The sequence below is a fragment of the Streptomyces durhamensis genome, assembly GCF_000725475.1.
Classification (GTDB): domain Bacteria; phylum Actinomycetota; class Actinomycetes; order Streptomycetales; family Streptomycetaceae; genus Streptomyces; species Streptomyces filipinensis.
On the sequence record NZ_JNXR01000007.1, the window covers coordinates 42477 to 60785 of the forward strand.

The 18309-nt window shown below is 72.0% G+C and carries 14 protein-coding genes; 7 read left to right on the forward strand and 7 right to left on the reverse strand.

Annotated features, from left to right (window positions below; genetic code table 11):
* Window positions 1-211 precede the first annotated feature (211 nt).
* Window positions 212-1000: a protein phosphatase 2C domain-containing protein gene (locus IO33_RS0111255; protein ID WP_031163244.1), complete on the forward strand. Its 789-nt coding sequence runs from the start codon at window positions 212-214 to the stop codon at window positions 998-1000.
* Between the two features lie 18 nt (window positions 1001-1018).
* On the opposite strand, the gene IO33_RS0111260 is transcribed toward IO33_RS0111255, so the two are convergent.
* Window positions 1019-1510 (reverse strand): MarR family winged helix-turn-helix transcriptional regulator, encoded by a 492-nt coding sequence (locus IO33_RS0111260; RefSeq protein ID WP_031163246.1) that lies wholly within the window; start codon window positions 1508-1510, stop codon window positions 1019-1021.
* 237 nt (window positions 1511-1747) lie between these two features.
* On the opposite strand from IO33_RS0111260, the gene IO33_RS0111265 reads away from it, so the two are divergent.
* A complete protein-coding gene (locus tag IO33_RS0111265; RefSeq protein ID WP_031163248.1) occupies window positions 1748-2590 on the forward strand; it encodes a lysozyme in 843 nt (280 codons plus the stop codon).
* Window positions 2591-2753: 163 nt separating this feature from the next.
* On the forward strand, window positions 2754-5117 hold the full coding sequence (locus IO33_RS0111270; protein ID WP_031163250.1) for an ATP-binding SpoIIE family protein phosphatase: 2364 nt from the start codon (window positions 2754-2756) through the stop codon (window positions 5115-5117).
* Between the two features lies 1 nt (window position 5118).
* Here IO33_RS0111270 and IO33_RS45870 read toward each other — a convergent pair whose 3' ends face one another.
* The 6 genes from IO33_RS45870 to IO33_RS0111300 form a co-directional block, all read right to left on the reverse strand.
* The gene (locus IO33_RS45870) at window positions 5119-5631 is read right to left on the reverse strand and encodes a hypothetical protein (RefSeq protein WP_031163252.1); all 513 of its coding nucleotides are present in this window, start codon (window positions 5629-5631) and stop codon (window positions 5119-5121) included.
* Between the two features lie 8 nt (window positions 5632-5639).
* The gene (locus IO33_RS0111280) at window positions 5640-6083 is read right to left on the reverse strand and encodes a hypothetical protein (protein ID WP_031163254.1); all 444 of its coding nucleotides are present in this window, start codon (window positions 6081-6083) and stop codon (window positions 5640-5642) included.
* Window positions 6084-6197: 114 nt separating this feature from the next.
* Window positions 6198-6665, reverse strand: a complete 468-nt coding sequence (locus IO33_RS51680) for a hypothetical protein (protein WP_209438844.1) — start codon at window positions 6663-6665, stop codon at window positions 6198-6200.
* Window positions 6666-6838: 173 nt separating this feature from the next.
* Window positions 6839-7795, reverse strand: a complete 957-nt coding sequence (locus tag IO33_RS0111290) for a serine/threonine-protein kinase (RefSeq protein ID WP_031163258.1) — start codon at window positions 7793-7795, stop codon at window positions 6839-6841.
* A gap of 94 nt (window positions 7796-7889) precedes the next feature.
* Window positions 7890-10319: an endopeptidase La gene (lon, locus tag IO33_RS0111295; RefSeq protein WP_031163260.1), complete on the reverse strand. Its 2430-nt coding sequence runs from the start codon at window positions 10317-10319 to the stop codon at window positions 7890-7892.
* A gap of 115 nt (window positions 10320-10434) precedes the next feature.
* Window positions 10435-11259, reverse strand: coding sequence for a rhomboid-like protein (locus IO33_RS0111300; protein WP_031163262.1), 825 nt, complete (start codon window positions 11257-11259; stop codon window positions 10435-10437).
* A 184-nt stretch (window positions 11260-11443) separates the two neighbouring features.
* Between IO33_RS0111300 and IO33_RS0111305 the strand changes: the two genes are divergently transcribed.
* The 4 genes from IO33_RS0111305 (at window position 11444) to IO33_RS0111320 (ending at window position 18215) form a co-directional block, all read left to right on the forward strand.
* Window positions 11444-12133, forward strand: coding sequence for a spermine/spermidine synthase domain-containing protein (locus IO33_RS0111305; RefSeq protein ID WP_425347961.1), 690 nt, complete (start codon window positions 11444-11446; stop codon window positions 12131-12133).
* Window positions 12134-12246: 113 nt separating this feature from the next.
* Window positions 12247-12987 (forward strand): response regulator transcription factor, encoded by a 741-nt coding sequence (locus IO33_RS0111310; RefSeq protein WP_031163266.1) that lies wholly within the window; start codon window positions 12247-12249, stop codon window positions 12985-12987.
* Window positions 12984-14099 (forward strand): HAMP domain-containing sensor histidine kinase, encoded by a 1116-nt coding sequence (locus IO33_RS0111315; protein ID WP_031163268.1) that lies wholly within the window; start codon window positions 12984-12986, stop codon window positions 14097-14099. Before IO33_RS0111310 ends, IO33_RS0111315 begins: the two co-directional genes overlap by 4 nt.
* Window positions 14100-14402: 303 nt before the next feature.
* Window positions 14403-18215, forward strand: a complete 3813-nt coding sequence (locus tag IO33_RS0111320) for a multifunctional oxoglutarate decarboxylase/oxoglutarate dehydrogenase thiamine pyrophosphate-binding subunit/dihydrolipoyllysine-residue succinyltransferase subunit (protein ID WP_031163270.1) — start codon at window positions 14403-14405, stop codon at window positions 18213-18215.
* Window positions 18216-18309: the final 94 nt, after the last annotated feature.

An 18309-nucleotide genomic window follows, 5' to 3' on the forward strand; every position in this document is an offset into this window, starting at 1 on the left:
TTGACGGGCAAGTTCCTGTGGCGCGTGCGGGACCCTCCTGCGGCACGCCGGTTGGACGCGCGCCGCAGGCTTTGGCAGTATTCGCCGCCACGCCTTCCCGGAGCCACTCATTCCCGCCCAAAACAGGCGCCTGACCTGCGGGGTCGTGCCAATTCGGCGCCGCTTGCCAGCCTTTGGCGGACGCTGTGAAGGGCTCGTGCAGACTGGCTGGATGCGAACTGATCTCGTTTCGGAACCCGGCGACGCGAACCGCCCCAACGAGGACTTCGCCGGTGTCGGACTACCCGCCTCCGGACAGGGAGGTTGCGTGATCGTCCTGGACGGGGTGACTCCACCGAGAGGGCCGGCGGGGTGTCTGCATTCCGTTCCCTGGTTCACCGCGCGACTCGGCGGCGCGCTGACCGAACTTTCCCTTTCGGGCAGAGATCTGACGCTGCCGGAGGTTCTCTCGCGGGCGATCGGCCGCACCGCCGAGGCCCACGCGGACACCTGTGAGCTTTCTCACCCGCGAACCCCGCAGGCGACCGTCGCCCTGGCCCGCTGGTCCGCCGACACGGTCGAGTACCTGGTGCTGTCGGACTCGGCACTGCTGCTGCACGGTCCCGACGGGACGGTCACCCCGGTCCTGGACGACCGGCTGGCCCGGATCCCGCGCTCCCGGCTCGCCGACGACGCCCTGGTGGACGCCACCCTGCGCAACAAGGAGGGCGGCTTCTTCACGGCCGCCGCCGACCCGTCGGTGGCGGTGCGCGCGGTTACCGGCACGCTGCCCCGCCGCGAGGTCCGGGCCCTGGCCGCGCTCACGGACGGCGCGACCCGTTGGACGGAGAAGTTCCGCGAGGGCGACTGGCCGGCGCTGTTCGACGTGGTCGCGAAGGAGGGCGCCCGGTCGCTGGTGGACCGGGTGCGGGAGCTGGAGACGGCGGACCGGGAGGAGCGGGCCTTCCTGGGGCGGAGCAAGACGCACGACGACGCGACGGTGGTGTACGTGGAACTGTGAGGCCCGCGCCGGACGCCCCTACTTCTCCATGACGCCGTTCAGCTGGTGCAGCAGCCGGGCCAGTTCCGAGACCTCTCGCCGGTCCCAGTGGGCGAGCTGGCGGACGTACCGGGCGCGGCGCGCCTCGCGGACCTTGCCGACCCGGCCGCGCCCCTCGTCGGTGAGGGTGACGAGCCAGGCGCGGCCGTCGGCGGGGTCGGGCTCGCGGACGATCAGGCCCAGCTCCTCCAGGGCGCGCAGCTGGCGGGACATGGTGGCCTTGCCGACGCCGATGTAGGCGGCGAGCTCCGTGGCCCGCTGGCCGCCGCACTCGTCCAGGCGGATGAGCAGGCCGTACGCGGAGGACTCCAGATCGGGATGGACCTCGCGGGCCATCTCGCCCTGGTTGGCCCGCGCCCGCCGCAGCAGCACGGTCAACTCCCGCTCCAACGCCAGGAATTCCTGGTCTGCGCCACTGGGCGTCATGTCGTGGGCGCCGCGATGAGCGTCGCCGTTTCCGTCCTCGTGCACGTCAGCACCCCTGCTCGGTTTCCCGGTCCTGAAAGTTTCTGCCAAAAGTCGTCATTGCCGCAGCTCCGTAAGTATTTCGCAGGCGTAGACCAACGGCGGCCCCCGGACCCCCTTCCCACGCCGACATCTACGTGCGTAGCTTCTTTATCAGGCAATCAATGGCATGCCCACGCCAGTGCCGCACCCGGTTCACGGTCACCCCCACGTTCCCCCCACCCCACCTCCCGGAGGCACGTCATGCCCGTGCGCAGACCCGGCTCCGACCGCCCCGCCCGCTCGATCCGCCCGCGCCCGCTCGCCGTCCTCGTCACGGCCCTGCTCGCGGCGCTCTCCCTCACCCTCCCCCTCACCTCCGCCCACGCCGCGACCACCCCCAGCCGCGGCTCCGCCCACATGGGTATGGGCGTCCTCGCCCACGACGGCCGCGACGGCACCCCCACCTCGGCTGACGTCACCCAGACCGAGGGCGTCGACGTCTCCGCCCACCAGGGCAACGTCGCCTGGTCGACGCTGTGGGGCAGCGGGGTGCGCTGGGCGTACACCAAGGCGACGGAGGGCACGTACTACACCAACCCGTACTTCGCCCAGCAGTACAACGGCTCGTACAACGTGGGCATGATCCGCGGCTCCTACCACTTCGCCACCCCGGACACCACCAGCGGCGCCACCCAGGCGAACTACTTCGTCGGCCACGGCGGCGGCTGGTCCCGGGACGGCAAGACCCTGCCGGGCGCGCTCGACATCGAATGGAACCCCTACGGCGCCGCCTGCTACGGCAAGACCGCGAGCCAGATGGTCAGCTGGATCGCCGACTTCGTCACCACCTACCACTCGCTCACCAGCCGCTACCCCGTGATCTACACGGCCACCAGCTGGTGGACCCAGTGCACCGGCGACTACGGCGGCTTCGCCGCGAACAACCCGCTGTGGATCGCCCGCTACGCCTCGGACCCGGGGACGCTGCCGGCCGGCTGGTCGTACTACACGATGTGGCAGTACACCTCCTCCGGCCCGACCGTCGGCGACCACGACAAGTTCAACGGCGCGCTGGACCGCATACAGGCCCTGGCCAACGGCTAGCTCCACCCACCGTGTGCAGGCCCTGGCCGACGGCCGGCGGTCGACCTGTGCCGGGCACCCCTGTCCGACCGGACAGGGGTCGCTTTCCCTGCGTTGGTGCTCTCCGCCGGCCGGGATCATGCTGGTCAGGGAGAGCCTGCCGAGCTAGGCGAGATGAGCGGCGATGGAGCGACAGTCGACGTACACGGCCACGGCCACCATCGATGAGCTGGGCATCCTCACGAGCTGGAGCGAAGGCGCACGGCGGCTGCTCGGCTACGACGCCCCGGCCGTCGTCGGACGGCCCGCCATCGCACTGCTCGCCGCCGACGGCTCGGCGGCGCGCCGCGTTCTGGCCGGCCGCGAACGCTGGAACGGCACCGTCCCGCTGCGCCACCGCGACGGCCGGCTGCTGGAGCTGCGCGTGCTCGCGCACCGCCGGACCTCGGACACCGGGGTCACCGACTGGCTCGTGGTCAGCGCCGTCACGGTGCGCAGCCAGCCGCCCCGGGGCGAACCGCTGGAGGAGTGGACGTTCCTGCAGTCCCCCTTCCCGCTGGCGATCTTCGACGCCGACCTGCGGCTCGTACGCGCCAACCGCCGGATGGAACACGCCCTCGCCCTGCCCGAGGCGGCGATGCGCGGCCTGAGCCTGCCGCACATCGTGCCGGGCGCCGCGAGCGAGGAGGCCGACGGGGCGATGCGGCTGGCGCTGGAGTCGGGTCGGCCGCAGGAGGCCAGGACCGGGCTCGGCACGGAGCTGGGCGCGGCCGCCGTGCTCACTCCGCTGAAGGACGCCGGCGGCCGGGTGCGCGCCGTCTGCCTGTCCACGCAGGCACCCGGCCAGGACACCGCCGCCGCGGCGCGCCCCTCGGCCGAGAGCGGCTCGCCCGTCGGCCCGGGGGCGGACCAGGCCCGTGCCGCCCAGGAACTCGGCGAGGTCACGGTTCCCCGGCTCGCGGACGTCATGGCGGTCGACCTGTTCGACACGCCCCGGGAGGTGGACGAGGAGCCCGGCCGGCCCGGCCCGGTGATGCTGCGCCGCGCCGCACTGCGCGCCGTCCCGGACGGCTACGGACCCGCGTACGGCGCCGGCGTCGGCGAGGCGGTCGTCTGCCCGGTGGACTCCCCTCCCGCCCAGTGCCTCGCGGCGAGCCGGCCGCTGCTGTACGACACGACCGACCCGGTCGTCGCCGAGTGGGCGGCGGCGGACCCGGGTGCGGCGTGGCTGCGCGCGTCCGGAGCACGTTCACTGCTGGTGGTACCGCTGCTCGCCCAGGGCAGCATGCTCGGCGTGGCGCTCTTCGCCCGGCGCCCCGGCCGCGGCGCGTTCGGCCCGGAGGAGCTGCGGCTGGCCCAGGAGTTCACGGCCCGGGCGTCCGCCGGCATCCGGCAGGCCCGCGCCTGTTCCCGGGCCCGCACCACCACCATGGCCCTGCAGCAGAGCCTGCTCCCGCACACACTGCCCGCGCAGGCGGCCCTGGAGATCGCCACCCGCTATCTGCCCGCCGCGACCCGGGCCGGCGTGGGCGGCGACTGGTTCGACGTGATCCCGCTGTCCGGGGCGCGGGTGGCACTCGTCGTGGGGGACGTGGTCGGCCACGGCATCCGCGCCTCGGCCACCATGGGCCGGCTGCGTACCGCCGTACGCACCCTGGCCGACGTCGATCTGCCGGCCGACGAACTCCTCACCCACCTCGACGACCTGGTCCTGCGGCTCGCCGCCGACGAGGGCAGCGCGGACCCGGCCGCCGAGACCGCCGGCGGCATCGGCACCACCTGTCTGTACGCGGTGTACGACCCGGTCTCGCGCCGGTGCACCCTGGCCCGGGCGGGCCATCCGCCGCCCGCCGTGGTCATGCCGGACGGCGCCGTGCGCTTCCTCGACGTGCCCGCGGGGCCCCCGCTCGGGCTCGGCGGGCTGCCCTTCGAGGCCGTCGAGACCGAACTGCCCGAGGGCAGTCTCCTCGCGCTCTACACCAACGGGCTCTTCGAGGCCCGCGAGCACGACATCGACGAGGCGCTGGACAAGATGTTCGCCGCGCTCGGCCGGCCCGCGGCCACGCTGGACTCCGTCTGCGACCACGTGCTCACCGAGCTGCTGAGCCACCGTCCCGACGACGACATCGCCCTGCTCGTCGCCCGCACCCGGGTCCTGCACGGGGACCGGGTCGCCGCCTGGGAGCTGGCGAACGACCTCACGGACGTCTCCCGGGCCCGCCACCTGGCCTGCGACCAGCTGTCCGCGTGGGGCCTGGACGAGGCGGCCTTCCCCACCGAGCTGATGGTCAGCGAGCTGGTCACCAACGCCATGCGGTACGGCCGGCCGCCCGTCCAGCTCCGGCTGATCCACCAGGACTCGACCCTGATCTGCGAGGTGTACGACTCCAGCGGCACCACCCCGCACATGCGGCGCGCCCGTATCTTCGACGAGGGTGGCCGGGGTCTGCTGCTGGTCGCCCAGCTGGCCGACCGCTGGGGCACCCGGCACGACCGGGTCGGCAAGACGGTGTGGGCGGAGCAGTCGGTGGCCGGGACCACCGGCTGAGTCAGCCACTGCCACCGTTGCCCCCGCGGCCGCCCTGACCGCTGGTCTCGCAGCCCACGCCGAGGCAGATCCCGCCGTCGCCGCCCCGGCCGCCGTCGCCGCCGTCGCCCGTGCCCGCCGCGTCGCCGCCGTTCCCGCCGCTGCCGCCGTTGGCGCTGCCGGCGCAGACGCCGACGCAGATGCCGCCGTTCCCCCCGTTGCCGCCGCTGCGGCCCGGCACGCCGGGGGTGCCGCTGCCGCCGTTGGCGCTGCCGTTGCAGAGCCCGGCGCAGATGCCGCCGCCCGAGCCGCTGCCGCCGTTGACCGTGCCGTTGCAGTTGCCCGCGCAGATCGAGTCGCCGATGCGGACGCTGCCGTTGCCGACATGGACGCTGCCGAGGCCGGGACGGCCGCTGCCCGCTCCGCCGCCGACGGGGCCGGTGGCGGCCGTCGCGGCCGGTGCCATCGCACCTCCGGCGATCACGAAGGTGGAGACGGCGAGACCGAGACCGAATTTCCAGGAGTGCTTGCGCATGGCTTTCCTCAGGAATCCACTCGGAGGAATTCGAGCCACTCGCCGTCCAGGAGATTCCGCTCCCACTTGCTGATTTCCTTCTCCGGGACCTTGTACTTCTTGGCCGCGTCGGCCTCGGTCACCCGGCCGGTCAGCACCGCCAGCGCGATGCGTGCCTTCTCCACCCGGGAGAGCTTCGACTTCGGTTTGCCGGGCAGGTCGCTCAGGCCGTGGAACGGCGCACAGCCGGGCTTGCCGGGCTCTCCGGGCTCACCCGGCTGCCCGGGCGCACCGCCCTTGCCGCCTTCGCCGCCCTCTCCGCAGTGCGCGGACCGGTCGGCCGGGGCGGCCGCGTGGCTGCCGGTGGCCGGGGCGATGTGGGTGGCTGCTTGGGCGGCGCACGCGGTGGTGGTGACGAGCGCCACGGAGGCCGCCGCGAGGACGAAGGGACGCCGCCAGGTGCTGCTGGACATGGGGGGCTCCGTTTCGGGGTCAGGAGTGCCGGTGAGGGATCGCGGAAGGGGGGTTCGGGGAGGGGTGGAGGCACTCGCGGCCTCCACCCCGTGGACGGTCAGCGGAAGTGACGGTCAGAAGAGGCTGATCCCGCCGGCCCCGCCGGACCCGCCGGCGCCGCCGAAGAGCCCGCCGACGCCGCCCTTGCCGCCCTTGCCTCCGTTGCCGCCCTGGAAGACGCTGTTGCCGCCCTTCCCGCCGCCGCCACCGCCGCCACCGCCGCCGCCACCGGAGAGGACGCCGTCGCCGCCCTTGCCGCCGGCGCCACCGTCACCGCCGGTACCGAGGACGCTGCCGCCGCCGGAGCCACCGGCGCCGCCACCGCCGCCGACCAGCCCGGAGCCGCCGTCACCCCCGGCACCACCGGCGCCTCCGCCCTGGACGAAGGCCGCGGTCGAGGTGGGCATCGGGGCCGCCATCGCGCCGGACACGGGCAGCAGGACCCCTCCGGTGACCAGCGCGGCCGAGGCGGCGAGGGTCGCGAGACGGAGGCCCCGGCGCTTCGGGCGGATTTCGTCGTGGGTGTGAACCTTGCGAGTCATGAGCTTTCTCCCCTTGCTGTGTGTATTTCCCGAGTGGATTGGCCGGGTGTTTTCCGGCGCACTTCCAGTAGGCCGGAACGGGAAATACGGGTCATGTTCCGAGGACTCGGGACTTGACGGGGACACAGGCGTTGGGTAGAGCCCGCGTAAGCGGCGGCGGCGTCGGGCGGGCGTCAGGAGAGGACCGGCCCGGCCCAGGGCGGCGGTGCCGGTGGCGGAACGCGGTCCACCTGGGTCGGCGTACGGCGGCGCGGTGCCGCGTCCGGGTCGCCGGCGGCGGTGCGCAGGGCCGCCACGAACTCCAGGCAGGAGCCGTGGCGGTCGCCCGGGGCCTTGGCCAGGGCGCACCGCAGGACCTCGTCGGCGGCCGCCGGGATGTCCGGCCGCTCCTTGCTGAGCGCCGGCGGCGGGTCGTACTGGTGGGCCCACAACAGTTCGAGGTGGTCGTCCCGCCGGAAGGGCGGGGTGCCGGCGAGCATCTCGTGGACCACGCAGGCCAGGCTGTACAGGTCGGACCTGCCGTCCACCGGGCGCCCGGCGACGCGCTCGGGTGCCACGTAGTCGAGGGTGCCGACGAACTCGCCGGCGGTGGTGAACCCGGTGAGCGACAGCGACTTCTTCGCCAGCCCGAAGTCGGTGAGGTAGACGTGCTCGGGGTGGTCACTGTCGACACCCTTGGCGACCAGGACGTTGCCGGGTTTGACGTCCCGGTGCACCAGGTCGCGCGCGTGGGCGGCGTCGAGCGCGGACGCCAGCTGGGCGGCGATGCGCAGCGCGGTCGCGGCCGGCAGCGGGCCCTCCCGGTCGAGCAGGGCACGCAGGTCCTGGCCGGCGACGAAGCACATGGCGATGTAGAGGATCCCGTCGGTCTCGCCGGCTTCGAAGACGGGGACGATGTTGGGGTGGTCGATGGCGGCGGCGACCCGGGACTCCTGGGCGAACCGGCGGCGGAAGGCGTCGTTGCGCGTGTACTCCGGGGCGAGCAGTTTGAGGGCGACCGTCCGGCCGAGGCGCAGGTCCTTGGCGCGGTAGACGACGGCCATGCCGCCGCGGCCGAGCTCGCGTTCCACGCGGTATCCCGCGATCTCGGCCCCGATCAGCCCGGAGGGGCTTCTGGGCGGCCAACTCACGCCTGAATTCTACCGACAGACCCCCGTGTGAGCGCATGCGAAGGCCCGGGCCTCCCTCACGGGACCCGGGCCCTCGCTCATCCGGCAGCGTCCGTCACGCCGCTACCGGAACCGTGGGCACCGCGCCGTCCGTGGCGGGCGCGAGCGCCAGCTGAAGGACTTGGCGGACGTCGGTCACGGTGTGGACGTCGAGCTTGTCCAGCACCTCGGCCGGGACGTCGTCCAGGTCGGGTTCGTTGCGCTTGGGGATGATCACGGTGGTCACCCCGGCACGCTGTGCGGCGAGCAGCTTCTGCTTCACGCCCCCGATGGGCAGCACACGCCCGGTCAGCGAGACCTCGCCGGTCATCGCCACGTCCGTGCGGACCAGCCGGCCGGAGAGCAGCGAGGCGAGGGCCGTGGTCATCGTGATGCCCGCGCTCGGGCCGTCCTTCGGGACCGCGCCCGCCGGGAAGTGGATGTGCACCCCCCGGTCCTTCAGGTCGCCCACCGCGAGCCCCAGTTCGGCACCGTGGCTGCGCAGGAAGCTCAGCGCGATCTGCGCCGACTCCTTCATCACGTCACCGAGCTGACCGGTCAGGGTCAGGCCCGCGGCTCCCGTCTCCGGGTCGGCCAGGGACGCCTCCACGAAGAGGACGTCACCGCCGGCCCCGGTGACCGCGAGACCGGTCGCCACGCCGGGCACGGACGTACGGCGCTCGGCCGGGTCCTGGGCGGACTCGGGCACGTGGTGCGGGCGTCCGATCAGTGCGCGCAGGTCGCCGTCCGTCACGGTGAACGGCAGCTCCCGCCGGCCGAGTTCGTGCTGGGCCGCGATCTTGCGGAGCAGCCGTGCGATGGACCGCTCCAAGGTGCGGACGCCCGCCTCGCGGGTGTACTCGCCGGCCAGCTTGCGCAGGGCGCTCTCCTCCAGGGCGACCTCGTCCTCGCTCAGTCCCGCCCGCTCCAGCTGGCGCGGGAGCAGGTGGTCGCGGGCGATGACGACCTTCTCGTCCTCGGTGTAGCCGTCCAGGCGGACGATCTCCATACGGTCGGCGAGCGCCTCCGGGATGGCCTCCAGGACGTTGGCGGTGGCCAGGAAGACCACGTCCGACAGGTCGAGTTCGACCTCCAGGTAGTGGTCGCGGAAGGTGTGGTTCTGCGCCGGGTCCAGGACTTCGAGCAGGGCCGCGGCCGGGTCGCCGCGGAAGTCGGAGCCCACCTTGTCGATCTCGTCCAGCAGGACCACCGGGTTCATGGACCCGGCCTCCTTGATCGCACGCACGATCCGGCCGGGCAGCGCGCCGACGTACGTACGGCGGTGACCGCGGATCTCGGCCTCGTCGCGGACGCCGCCGAGGGCGACGCGGACGAACTCGCGGCCCATCGCATGCGCGACACTCTGCCCCAAGCTGGTCTTTCCGACGCCGGGCGGGCCTACCAGGGCCAGCACGGCACCGCCGCGCCGCCCGCCGATGACGCCCAGGCCGCGCTCGCCGCGCCGCTTGCGCACGGCCAGGTACTCGGTGATGCGCTCCTTCACGTCCTCCAGGCCGGCGTGCTCGGCGTCGAGGACCGCCTTGGCGCCCTGGATGTCGTAGGCGTCCTCGGTCCGCTCGTTCCAGGGCAGCTCCAGGACGGTGTCCAGCCAGGTGCGGATCCAGGAGCCCTCGGGGGACTGGTCGCTGGACCGCTCCAGCTTGTCGACCTCCTTGAGCGCGGCCTCGCGGACCTTCTCCGGCAGGTCGGCGGCCTCGACGCGGGCGCGGTAGTCGTCGGACTCCTCGGCCGAGTCCTTGGAGTCCCCGCCGTTCAGCTCGCGCAGTTCCTTGCGGACGGCCTCCAGCTGACGGCGCAGCAGGAACTCGCGCTGCTGCTTGTCGACGCCCTCCTGGACGTCCTTGGCGATGGTCTCGGCCACTTCCTGCTCGGCGAGATGGTCGCGGAGCTGCTGTGCGGCGAGCCTGAGCCGGGCCACCGGGTCGGCGGTCTCCAGCAGTTCGACCTTCTGGTCTGTGGTGAGGAACGGCGAGTAGCCGGAGTTGTCGGCGAGCGCGGAGACGTCGTCGATGGCCTGGACGCGGTCCACGACCTGCCAGGCACCGCGCTTCTTCAGCCAGGTGGTGGCCAGTGCCTTGTATTCCTTGACCAGGTCCGCGACCTGACCGGGCAGCGGGTCGGGGACGGTCTCGTCGATGCGGGCGCCCTCGACCCACAGGGCGGCGCCGGGACCGGTGGTGCCGGCGCCGATCCGCACCCGGCTACGGCCGCGGATCAGAGCCCCCGGGTCACCGTCGGCCAGCCGGCCGACCTGCTCGACCGTGCCCAGCACACCGGTCTTCGCGTACGTGCCGTCGACGCGCGGGACCAGCAGCACCTTGGGCTTTCCGGGCGTGGACCGGGCGGCGGCCTGGGCGGCCTCCACCGCGGCCCGCACCTCGGAGTCGCTCAGGTCCAGCGGGACCACCATGCCGGGCAGCACGACCTCGTCATCGAGCGGCAGCACGGGCAGGACGAGCGTGAACGCCGTGGACTCAGTAGCCATGATCTCCCCTTCGGCAGTCAAGTTGAGCTATGCCGACTCAACTGCGGGGAGGAGACGGGTGTTCCCCGTGTGTGTTCGCTGTGAGCGATCACCCGCCCGGGCGCGCTCGGCGTCCTCAGGCCGGCTGGTTCCAGCGGCGCAACAGGGGCCAGCTCGCCACACCGATCGACAGGGCGATCAGATGGCCCCAGTTCGTCATCGGGTCCTGGAAGGCGATCAGGTCGTCGACGAGGACGGTGGTCGCGAGCGCCAGAAGCGGCCAGCGCAGCCAGGGGCGCAGCAGGCCGGCGAGGGCGCCGGTGCTGGCGGCGACACCGAAGCTGATGCCGTAGTCGAGCCGGTGCAGCGAGGTGGCGGGGAGGTGGCCGACCAGGACGGCCAGGCCCACGGGGACCTCGGTGGCGAGGGTGGCCAGGACATGACCGGCCAGGAAGACACAGGCCGCCCGCGCGCCGCCTATGCGCCGTTCGAGCGCGGTGAGCACCAGCACGAACGCCAGCGCGTACGGCGACAGGACGCCGCCCGCGATCCACAGCGCGCTCCCCAGCAGCACCAGGACAGGGGTGCGCACCAGGTGGGCGACGTCCGTGCTGGAGTCCTGGTAGAGGGCGTGCACCAGGCCCGGGTCGGCCAGCGCCGCGATCACCGAGGTGAGGGCCAGGAGGGCGCCGTAGGCGAAGGTGAACGGGGTGCCGGCGGGCGTGGGCAGCAGGCGCCACACCCGTGGGAACCGCACGGCCGGGCGCGTCGGGGCGCCGACCGCGGCGGGCACAGGCACGGGGGCGGGGTCGCAGGCGGGGACCGTGGCGTGCCGCTGGCGGGGCATGCCGTCCAGCAGGTCCGCGAGGGCGGGCGTCGCGACGGCGGCGCCGTCGGGAAGGGGCGCGCCCGGCAGGGCCGCGGCCGCGGCCGACGCAGGGCCCGTCGCGATGGGTTCCACGGTGTGGCGCTCCTTCCGTCGCGCCCCACCTTTCGTGTTGCGCGGGCCGCTGTCTATGACCGACGCCACGCAAGAGCGGATTCACAGCAACCTCTCACGTACCGGATGCGTCCGCCCCGGCCCGGTGTCGACAGCGCGCGCGTCATCCGCAATTCCCGTGAACGACAAGCCGCGTTCGAGCAGGATGGGGGGCATGACTGCTGCCGTGCACGACTCCCCCGTGGTCCTCGACCGGCGCGACGGCCCGTACGGCGAGGTGGCGCTGCGCCGGCACGGGACGCTGCTGCAGATCATCGCCAACGGCTGTTTCCTGATGGACACCTCGGACGGCCGTTCGGAGCGGCTGCTGGTGGACGCCGCGTACGACGCGCTGGACGGGCGGCCGGAGCCGAAGGTGCTGATCGGCGGGCTGGGCGTGGGCTTCTCACTCGCACATGCGGCGGCGGACTCCCGGTGGGGGCGGATCACCGTCGTGGAGCGGGAACCCGCCGTCATCGACTGGCACCGGGGCGGGCCGCTGGCGGAGATCTCCGCCAGTGCGCTCGGCGATCCGCGCACCGAGATCGTGCGGGACGACCTCGTGGCGTTCGTCAATGAGACTTCCGACACGTTTGACGCGCTCTGTCTGGACATCGACAACGGACCCGGCTGGACCGTCACGGACGACAACCACGGTCTCTACGCGCCGGCCGGACTCGCCGCCTGCACAAGGGTGTTGAATCCCGGCGGGGTGCTCGCCGTGTGGTCCGCCGAGCCCTCTCCGGAATTTGAAGGAACCATGCGGAATGCCGGGTTCCGGCAGGTGCGTACCGAAGAGGTGCCCGTTGCCCGGGGCGTTCCGGACGCCGTGCACCTCGGCGTCCGACCTGGATAGCGACAGCATGGTGGATCCCCGTAATGTGCTGCCCTGACGCGGATCATTCAAGCGTCAAGCGCAGACATGGGATCACCCCACGGGTTCCGGAAAGCAACAAGCAGGGGCGGGCGATGGAGCAGACACACACCTCCCAGAGCGGCGCGGCGACGACCACCCCGGGCGCACAGCGCCGGGTCCTGGTCGTCGAGGACGACCCCACGATCGTCGACGCCATCGCGGCCCGGCTCCGCGCCGAGGGATTTCTCGTGCAAACCGCGTCGGACGGCCCGGCCGCCGTCGACACGGCCGAGGCCTGGCAGCCCGATCTGCTGATCCTCGACATCATGCTGCCGGGCTTCGACGGCCTCGAGGTCTGCCGGCGGGTGCAGGCGCAGCGGCCGGTGCCGGTGCTGATGCTGACCGCGCGGGACGACGAGACGGACATGCTGGTCGGTCTCGGGGTCGGCGCGGACGACTACATGACCAAGCCGTTCTCGATGCGGGAGCTGGCCGCGCGGGTGCACGTGCTGCTGCGGCGGGTGGAGCGGGCGGCGCTGGCCGCCGCGACGCCCCGCAGCGGCATCCTGCGCCTCGGCGAGCTGGAGATCGACCACGCGCAGCGCCGGGTGCGGGTGAAGTCCGAGGACGTCCACCTCACGCCCACCGAGTTCGACCTGCTGGTGTGCCTGGCGAACACCCCGCGCGCGGTGCTCTCCCGGGAGCAGCTGCTGGCCGAGGTGTGGGACTGGGCGGACGCCTCCGGCACCCGCACGGTCGACAGCCACATCAAGGCGCTGCGCCGGAAGATCGGCGCCGAGCGGATCCGCACCGTGCACGGCGTGGGATACGCCCTGGAGACGCCCACCCCATGAGCGGCGGCGGGCGCCAGGCCACGCGGAGGAGCCCCGGGGAGGACCCCTGGGGCGGCGTACGCCCGTTCTCGATCAAGACCAAGCTCGGTGCGCTGGTCGTCATATCGGTGCTGATCACCACCGGACTGTCGATCGTCGCCGTGCACACCAAGACCGAGCTGCGCTTCATCACGGTCTTCTCGATGATCGCCACCCTGCTGATCACGCAGTTCGTGGCGCATTCGCTGACCATGCCGCTGGACGAGATGAACACGGTGGCGCGGTCGATCTCCGAGGGCGACTACACCCGCCGGGTGAGCGAGGGCCGCCGGGACGAGCTGGGCGACCTGGCCGGGACGATCAACGTCATGGCGGACGAGCTGGAGGCCCAGCACAGCCAGCGCAAAGAGCTGGTCGCGAACGTCTCGCACGAGCTGCGCACCCCCATCGCCGGCCTGCGTGCCGTGCTGGAGAACATCGTCGACGGGGTCACCGAGGCCGACCCCGAGACCATGCGGACGGCCCTGAAGCAGACCGAGCGGCTCGGCCGGCTCGTGGAGACCCTGCTGGACCTGTCCCGGCTCGACAACGGCGTCGTACCGCTGAAGATGCGCCGCTTCGAGGTGTGGCCCTACCTGTCGGGCGTGCTGAAGGAGGCCAACATGGTGGCCTCGGCGCGCGCCGGCATCGCCTCGGGCTCCGGCAGCCACACCCGCACCGACGTCCATCTGCACCTCGACGTCTCCCCGCCGGAGCTGACCGCGCACGCGGACCCCGAGCGCATCCACCAGGTCGTCGCCAACCTGATCGACAACGCGGTCAAGCACAGCCCGCCGCACGGCCGGGTGACGGTGAAGGCGCGGCGCGGGCCGCAGCCGGAGTCGCTGGAGTTGGAGGTCCTGGACGAGGGCCCCGGAATCCCGCGGTCGGAGTGGCACCGGGTGTTCGAGCGGTTCAACCGGGGCGCGGTGACCCGGCCGCACGGGCCGGGCAGCGACGGCGGTACGGGCCTCGGGCTGGCGATCGCCCGCTGGGCGGTGGATCTGCACGGCGGCCGGATCGGTGTGGCCGAATCCGCACGCGGCTGCCGGATCATCGTCACCCTTCCGGGACTGACTTCCGTCCTCAGTTGACGTAAGGTCCGCACCGGAAGCACAAGATCCACGACGGTCGCTGCCGTTCCCGCGCAGCCGGACACGTGTGATCAGGGGCAGGCCCGCGCCACCCGTCGAACGAAGGCGCGCCGGGCCCGGGCCGGTGCACCCTCCCACATGCGGAACCACGCTTGTTTCCCGCCATATCAAGCCCTGAAACAAGATTTCCGATGTGACTTACGCGACGATGACCTTGCTCGACCTGACCTTCCCCGCCATGGAGGCGTAGCCTTTATTCCCGCTGTCCATCACCTTGTGAAGCGGAAGAGGGCGGTTGCCGCCGTGTCGCCACAGTCCCCCAGTAACTCGAGCATCTCGACCGACGACCAAGCCGGGAAGAACCCCGCTGCCGCGTTCGGTCCGAACGAGTGGCTCGTCGACGAGATCTATCAGCAGTACCTCCAGGACCCGAATTCGGTAGACCGTGCCTGGTGGGACTTCTTCGCCGATTACAAGCCGGGTGCTCCTGCCACCCCGGCTGCGGCGGGTACTGCGGCCGCGGGGGCCGCAGAGACCACCACCACGGCCCCTCCGGCCCAGCCCGCGGCCCCGGCCCCGGCCCCGGCCCCCCAGGCCGCCGCCCCGGCTCCCGCTCCCGCGGCGAAGCCCGCTGCGGCTCCCGCTCCCGCGGCGAAGGCCGCGGCCCCCGCCCCGGCCAGGCCGGCGACGCCCGCACAGGCGCCGGCCCAGCCGAAGGCCAAGGCCGCGCCCGCCGCAGCGGCCCCGGACGGCCCCGAGCTGGTCACGCTGCGCGGCCCGGCCGCCGCCGTCGCGAAGAACATGAACGCCTCGCTGGAGCTGCCGACCGCCACCTCGGTCCGCGCGGTCCCGGTGAAGCTGCTGTTCGACAACCGCATCGTCATCAACAACCACCTCAAGCGCGCCCGGGGCGGGAAGATCTCCTTCACGCACCTCATCGGGTACGCGATGGTGCAGGCCATCAAGGCCATGCCGGCGATGAACCACGCGTTCGGCGAGAAGGACGGCAAGCCGACCCTCATCAAGCCGGCGCACGTCAACCTGGGCCTGGCCATCGACCTGGTCAAGCCCAACGGTGACCGTCAGCTCGTCGTGGCCGCCATCAAGAAGGCCGAGACGCTGAACTTCTTCGAGTTCTGGCAGGCCTACGAGGACATCGTCCGCCGCGCCCGTGACGGCAAGCTGACGATGGACGACTTCACCGGTGTCACGGTCTCCCTGACCAACCCCGGCGGCCTGGGCACCGTCCACTCCGTGCCGCGGCTGATGCCCGGGCAGTCCGTGATCATGGGCGTCGGCTCCATGGACTACCCGGCGGAGTTCCAGGGCACCAGCCAGGACACCCTGAACAAGCTCGGCATCTCGAAGGTCATGACGCTCACGTCGACCTACGACCACCGGGTGATCCAGGGCGCCGCCTCCGGCGAGTTCCTGCGCCAGGTCGCGAACCTGCTGCTCGGCGAGAACGGCTTCTACGACGACATCTTCGAGGCCCTGCGCATCCCCTACGAGCCGGTCCGCTGGCTCAAGGACATCGACGCCAGCCACGACGACGACGTCACCAAGGCCGCCCGCGTCTTCGAGCTGATCCACTCCTACCGGGTCCGCGGCCACGTCATGGCCGACACCGACCCGCTGGAGTACCGCCAGCGCAAGCACCCGGACCTCGACATCGTCGAGCACGGCCTCACCCTGTGGGACCTGGAGCGCGAGTTCGCCGTCGGCGGCTTCGCCGGCAAGTCGATGATGAAGCTGCGCGACATCCTCGGCGTGCTGCGCGACTCGTACTGCCGCACCACCGGCATCGAGTTCATGCACATCCAGGACCCCAAGCAGCGCAAGTGGATCCAGGACCGCGTGGAGCGCGGCCACTCCAAGCCGGAGCGCGAGGAGCAGCTGCGCATCCTGCGCCGGCTGAACGCGGCGGAAGCCTTCGAGACGTTCCTGCAGACGAAGTACGTCGGCCAGAAGCGCTTCTCGCTGGAGGGCGGCGAGTCCGTCATCCCGCTGCTGGACGCGGTCATCGACTCCGCCGCCGAGTCCCGCCTGGACGAGGTCGTCATCGGCATGGCCCACCGCGGCCGCCTGAACGTCCTCGCCAACATCGTCGGCAAGTCGTACGCGCAGATCTTCCGCGAGTTCGAGGGCAACCTCGACCCGAAGTCGATGCACGGCTCCGGCGACGTGAAGTACCACCTGGGCGCCCAGGGCACCTTCACCGGCCTGGACGGCGAGCAGATCACCGTCTCGCTGGCCGCGAACCCGTCCCACCTGGAGACCGTCGACCCGGTCATCGAGGGCATCGCCCGCGCCAAGCAGGACATCATCAACAAGGGCGGCACGGACTTCACGGTCCTGCCGGTGGCGATCCACGGCGACGCGGCCTTCGCGGGCCAGGGCGTGGTGGCCGAGACCCTGAACATGTCGCAGCTGCGCGGCTACCGCACCGGCGGCACGGTCCACATCGTCATCAACAACCAGGTCGGCTTCACCGCGGCCCCCGAGTCCTCGCGTTCCTCCATGTACGCGACGGACGTGGCCCGCATGATCGAGGCCCCGATCTTCCACGTGAACGGCGACGACCCCGAGGCCGTCGTCCGCGTGGCGCGGCTCGCGTTCGAGTTCCGTCAGGCGTTCAACAAGGACGTCGTGATCGACCTCATCTGCTACCGCCGCCGCGGTCACAACGAGTCCGACAACCCGGCCTTCACCCAGCCGCTGATGTACGACCTGATCGACAAGAAGCGCTCGGTGCGCAAGCTCTACACCGAGTCCCTGATCGGTCGCGGCGACATCACCCTGGAAGAGGCCGAGCAGGCGCTGCAGGACTACCAGGGCCAGCTGGAGAAGGTCTTCACGGAGGTCCGCGAGGCCACCTCGCAGCCGGTCGCCGCGGACACCCAGGCACCGCAGGACGGCTTCCCGGTCGCGGTTCCGACCGCGATCTCCTCGGAGGTCGTGAAGCGCATCGCCGAGTCCCAGGTCAACATCCCCGACCACTTCACCGTGCACCCGCGTCTGCTGCCGCAGCTGCAGCGCCGGACGACCATGGTCGAGGACGGCACGATCGACTGGGGCATGGGCGAGACCCTGGCCGTCGGCTCCCTGCTGCTGGAGGGCACCCCGGTCCGGCTGTCCGGCCAGGACTCCCAGCGCGGTACCTTCGGCCAGCGCCACGCGGTTCTCATCGACCGCGAGACGGGCGAGGAGTACACCCCGCTCCAGTACCTCGCCGAGGACCAGGCCCGCTACAACGTCTACAACTCCCTGCTGTCCGAGTACGCGGTCATGGGCTTCGAGTACGGCTACTCGCTGGCCCGCCCCGACGCGCTCGTGATGTGGGAGGCGCAGTTCGGCGACTTCGTCAACGGCGCGCAGACGGTGGTGGACGAGTACATCTCGGCGGCGGAGCAGAAGTGGGGCCAGATGTCCGGCGTCACGCTCCTGCTCCCGCACGGCTACGAGGGCCAGGGACCGGACCATTCCTCGGCCCGTGTCGAGCGGTTCCTCCAGCTGTGCGCCCAGAACAACATGACGGTCGCGATGCCGACCCTGCCGTCGAACTACTTCCACCTCCTGCGGTGGCAGGTGCACAACCCGCACCACAAGCCGCTGGTGGTCTTCACCCCGAAGTCGATGCTGCGCCTCAAGGCCGCCGCGTCGAAGACGGAGGAGTTCACGTCGGGCCAGTTCCGCCCCGTCATCGGCGACTCGACGGCCGACCCGGCCGCCGTCCGCAAGGTCGTCTTCTGCGCGGGCAAGGTCTACTACGACCTGGAGGCCGAGCGGGCCAAGCGCGGCGTCACGGACACGGCGATCATCCGCATCGAGCGGCTGTACCCGCTGCCGGGTGCCGAGCTGCAGGCGGAGATCAAGAAGTACCCGAACGCCGAGAAGTACCTGTGGGCGCAGGAGGAGCCGGCGAACCAGGGTGCCTGGCCGTTCATCGCGCTCAACCTGATCGACCACCTGGACCTGGCGGTCGGCGCGGACGTCCCGCACGGCGAGCGGCTGCGGCGCATCTCGCGCCCGCACGGCTCGTCCCCGGCGGTGGGCTCCGCGAAGCGGCACCAGGCGGAGCAGGAGCAGCTGGTGCGTGAGGTCTTCGAGGCGTAGGCCTCCGGCGGTTCGGCCGCGCGCAAGGGCCCGGTACCGAGTTCTTACCCGGTACCGGGCCCTTCGTCGCGAACCCGGACCCGTCTCGTGAGTC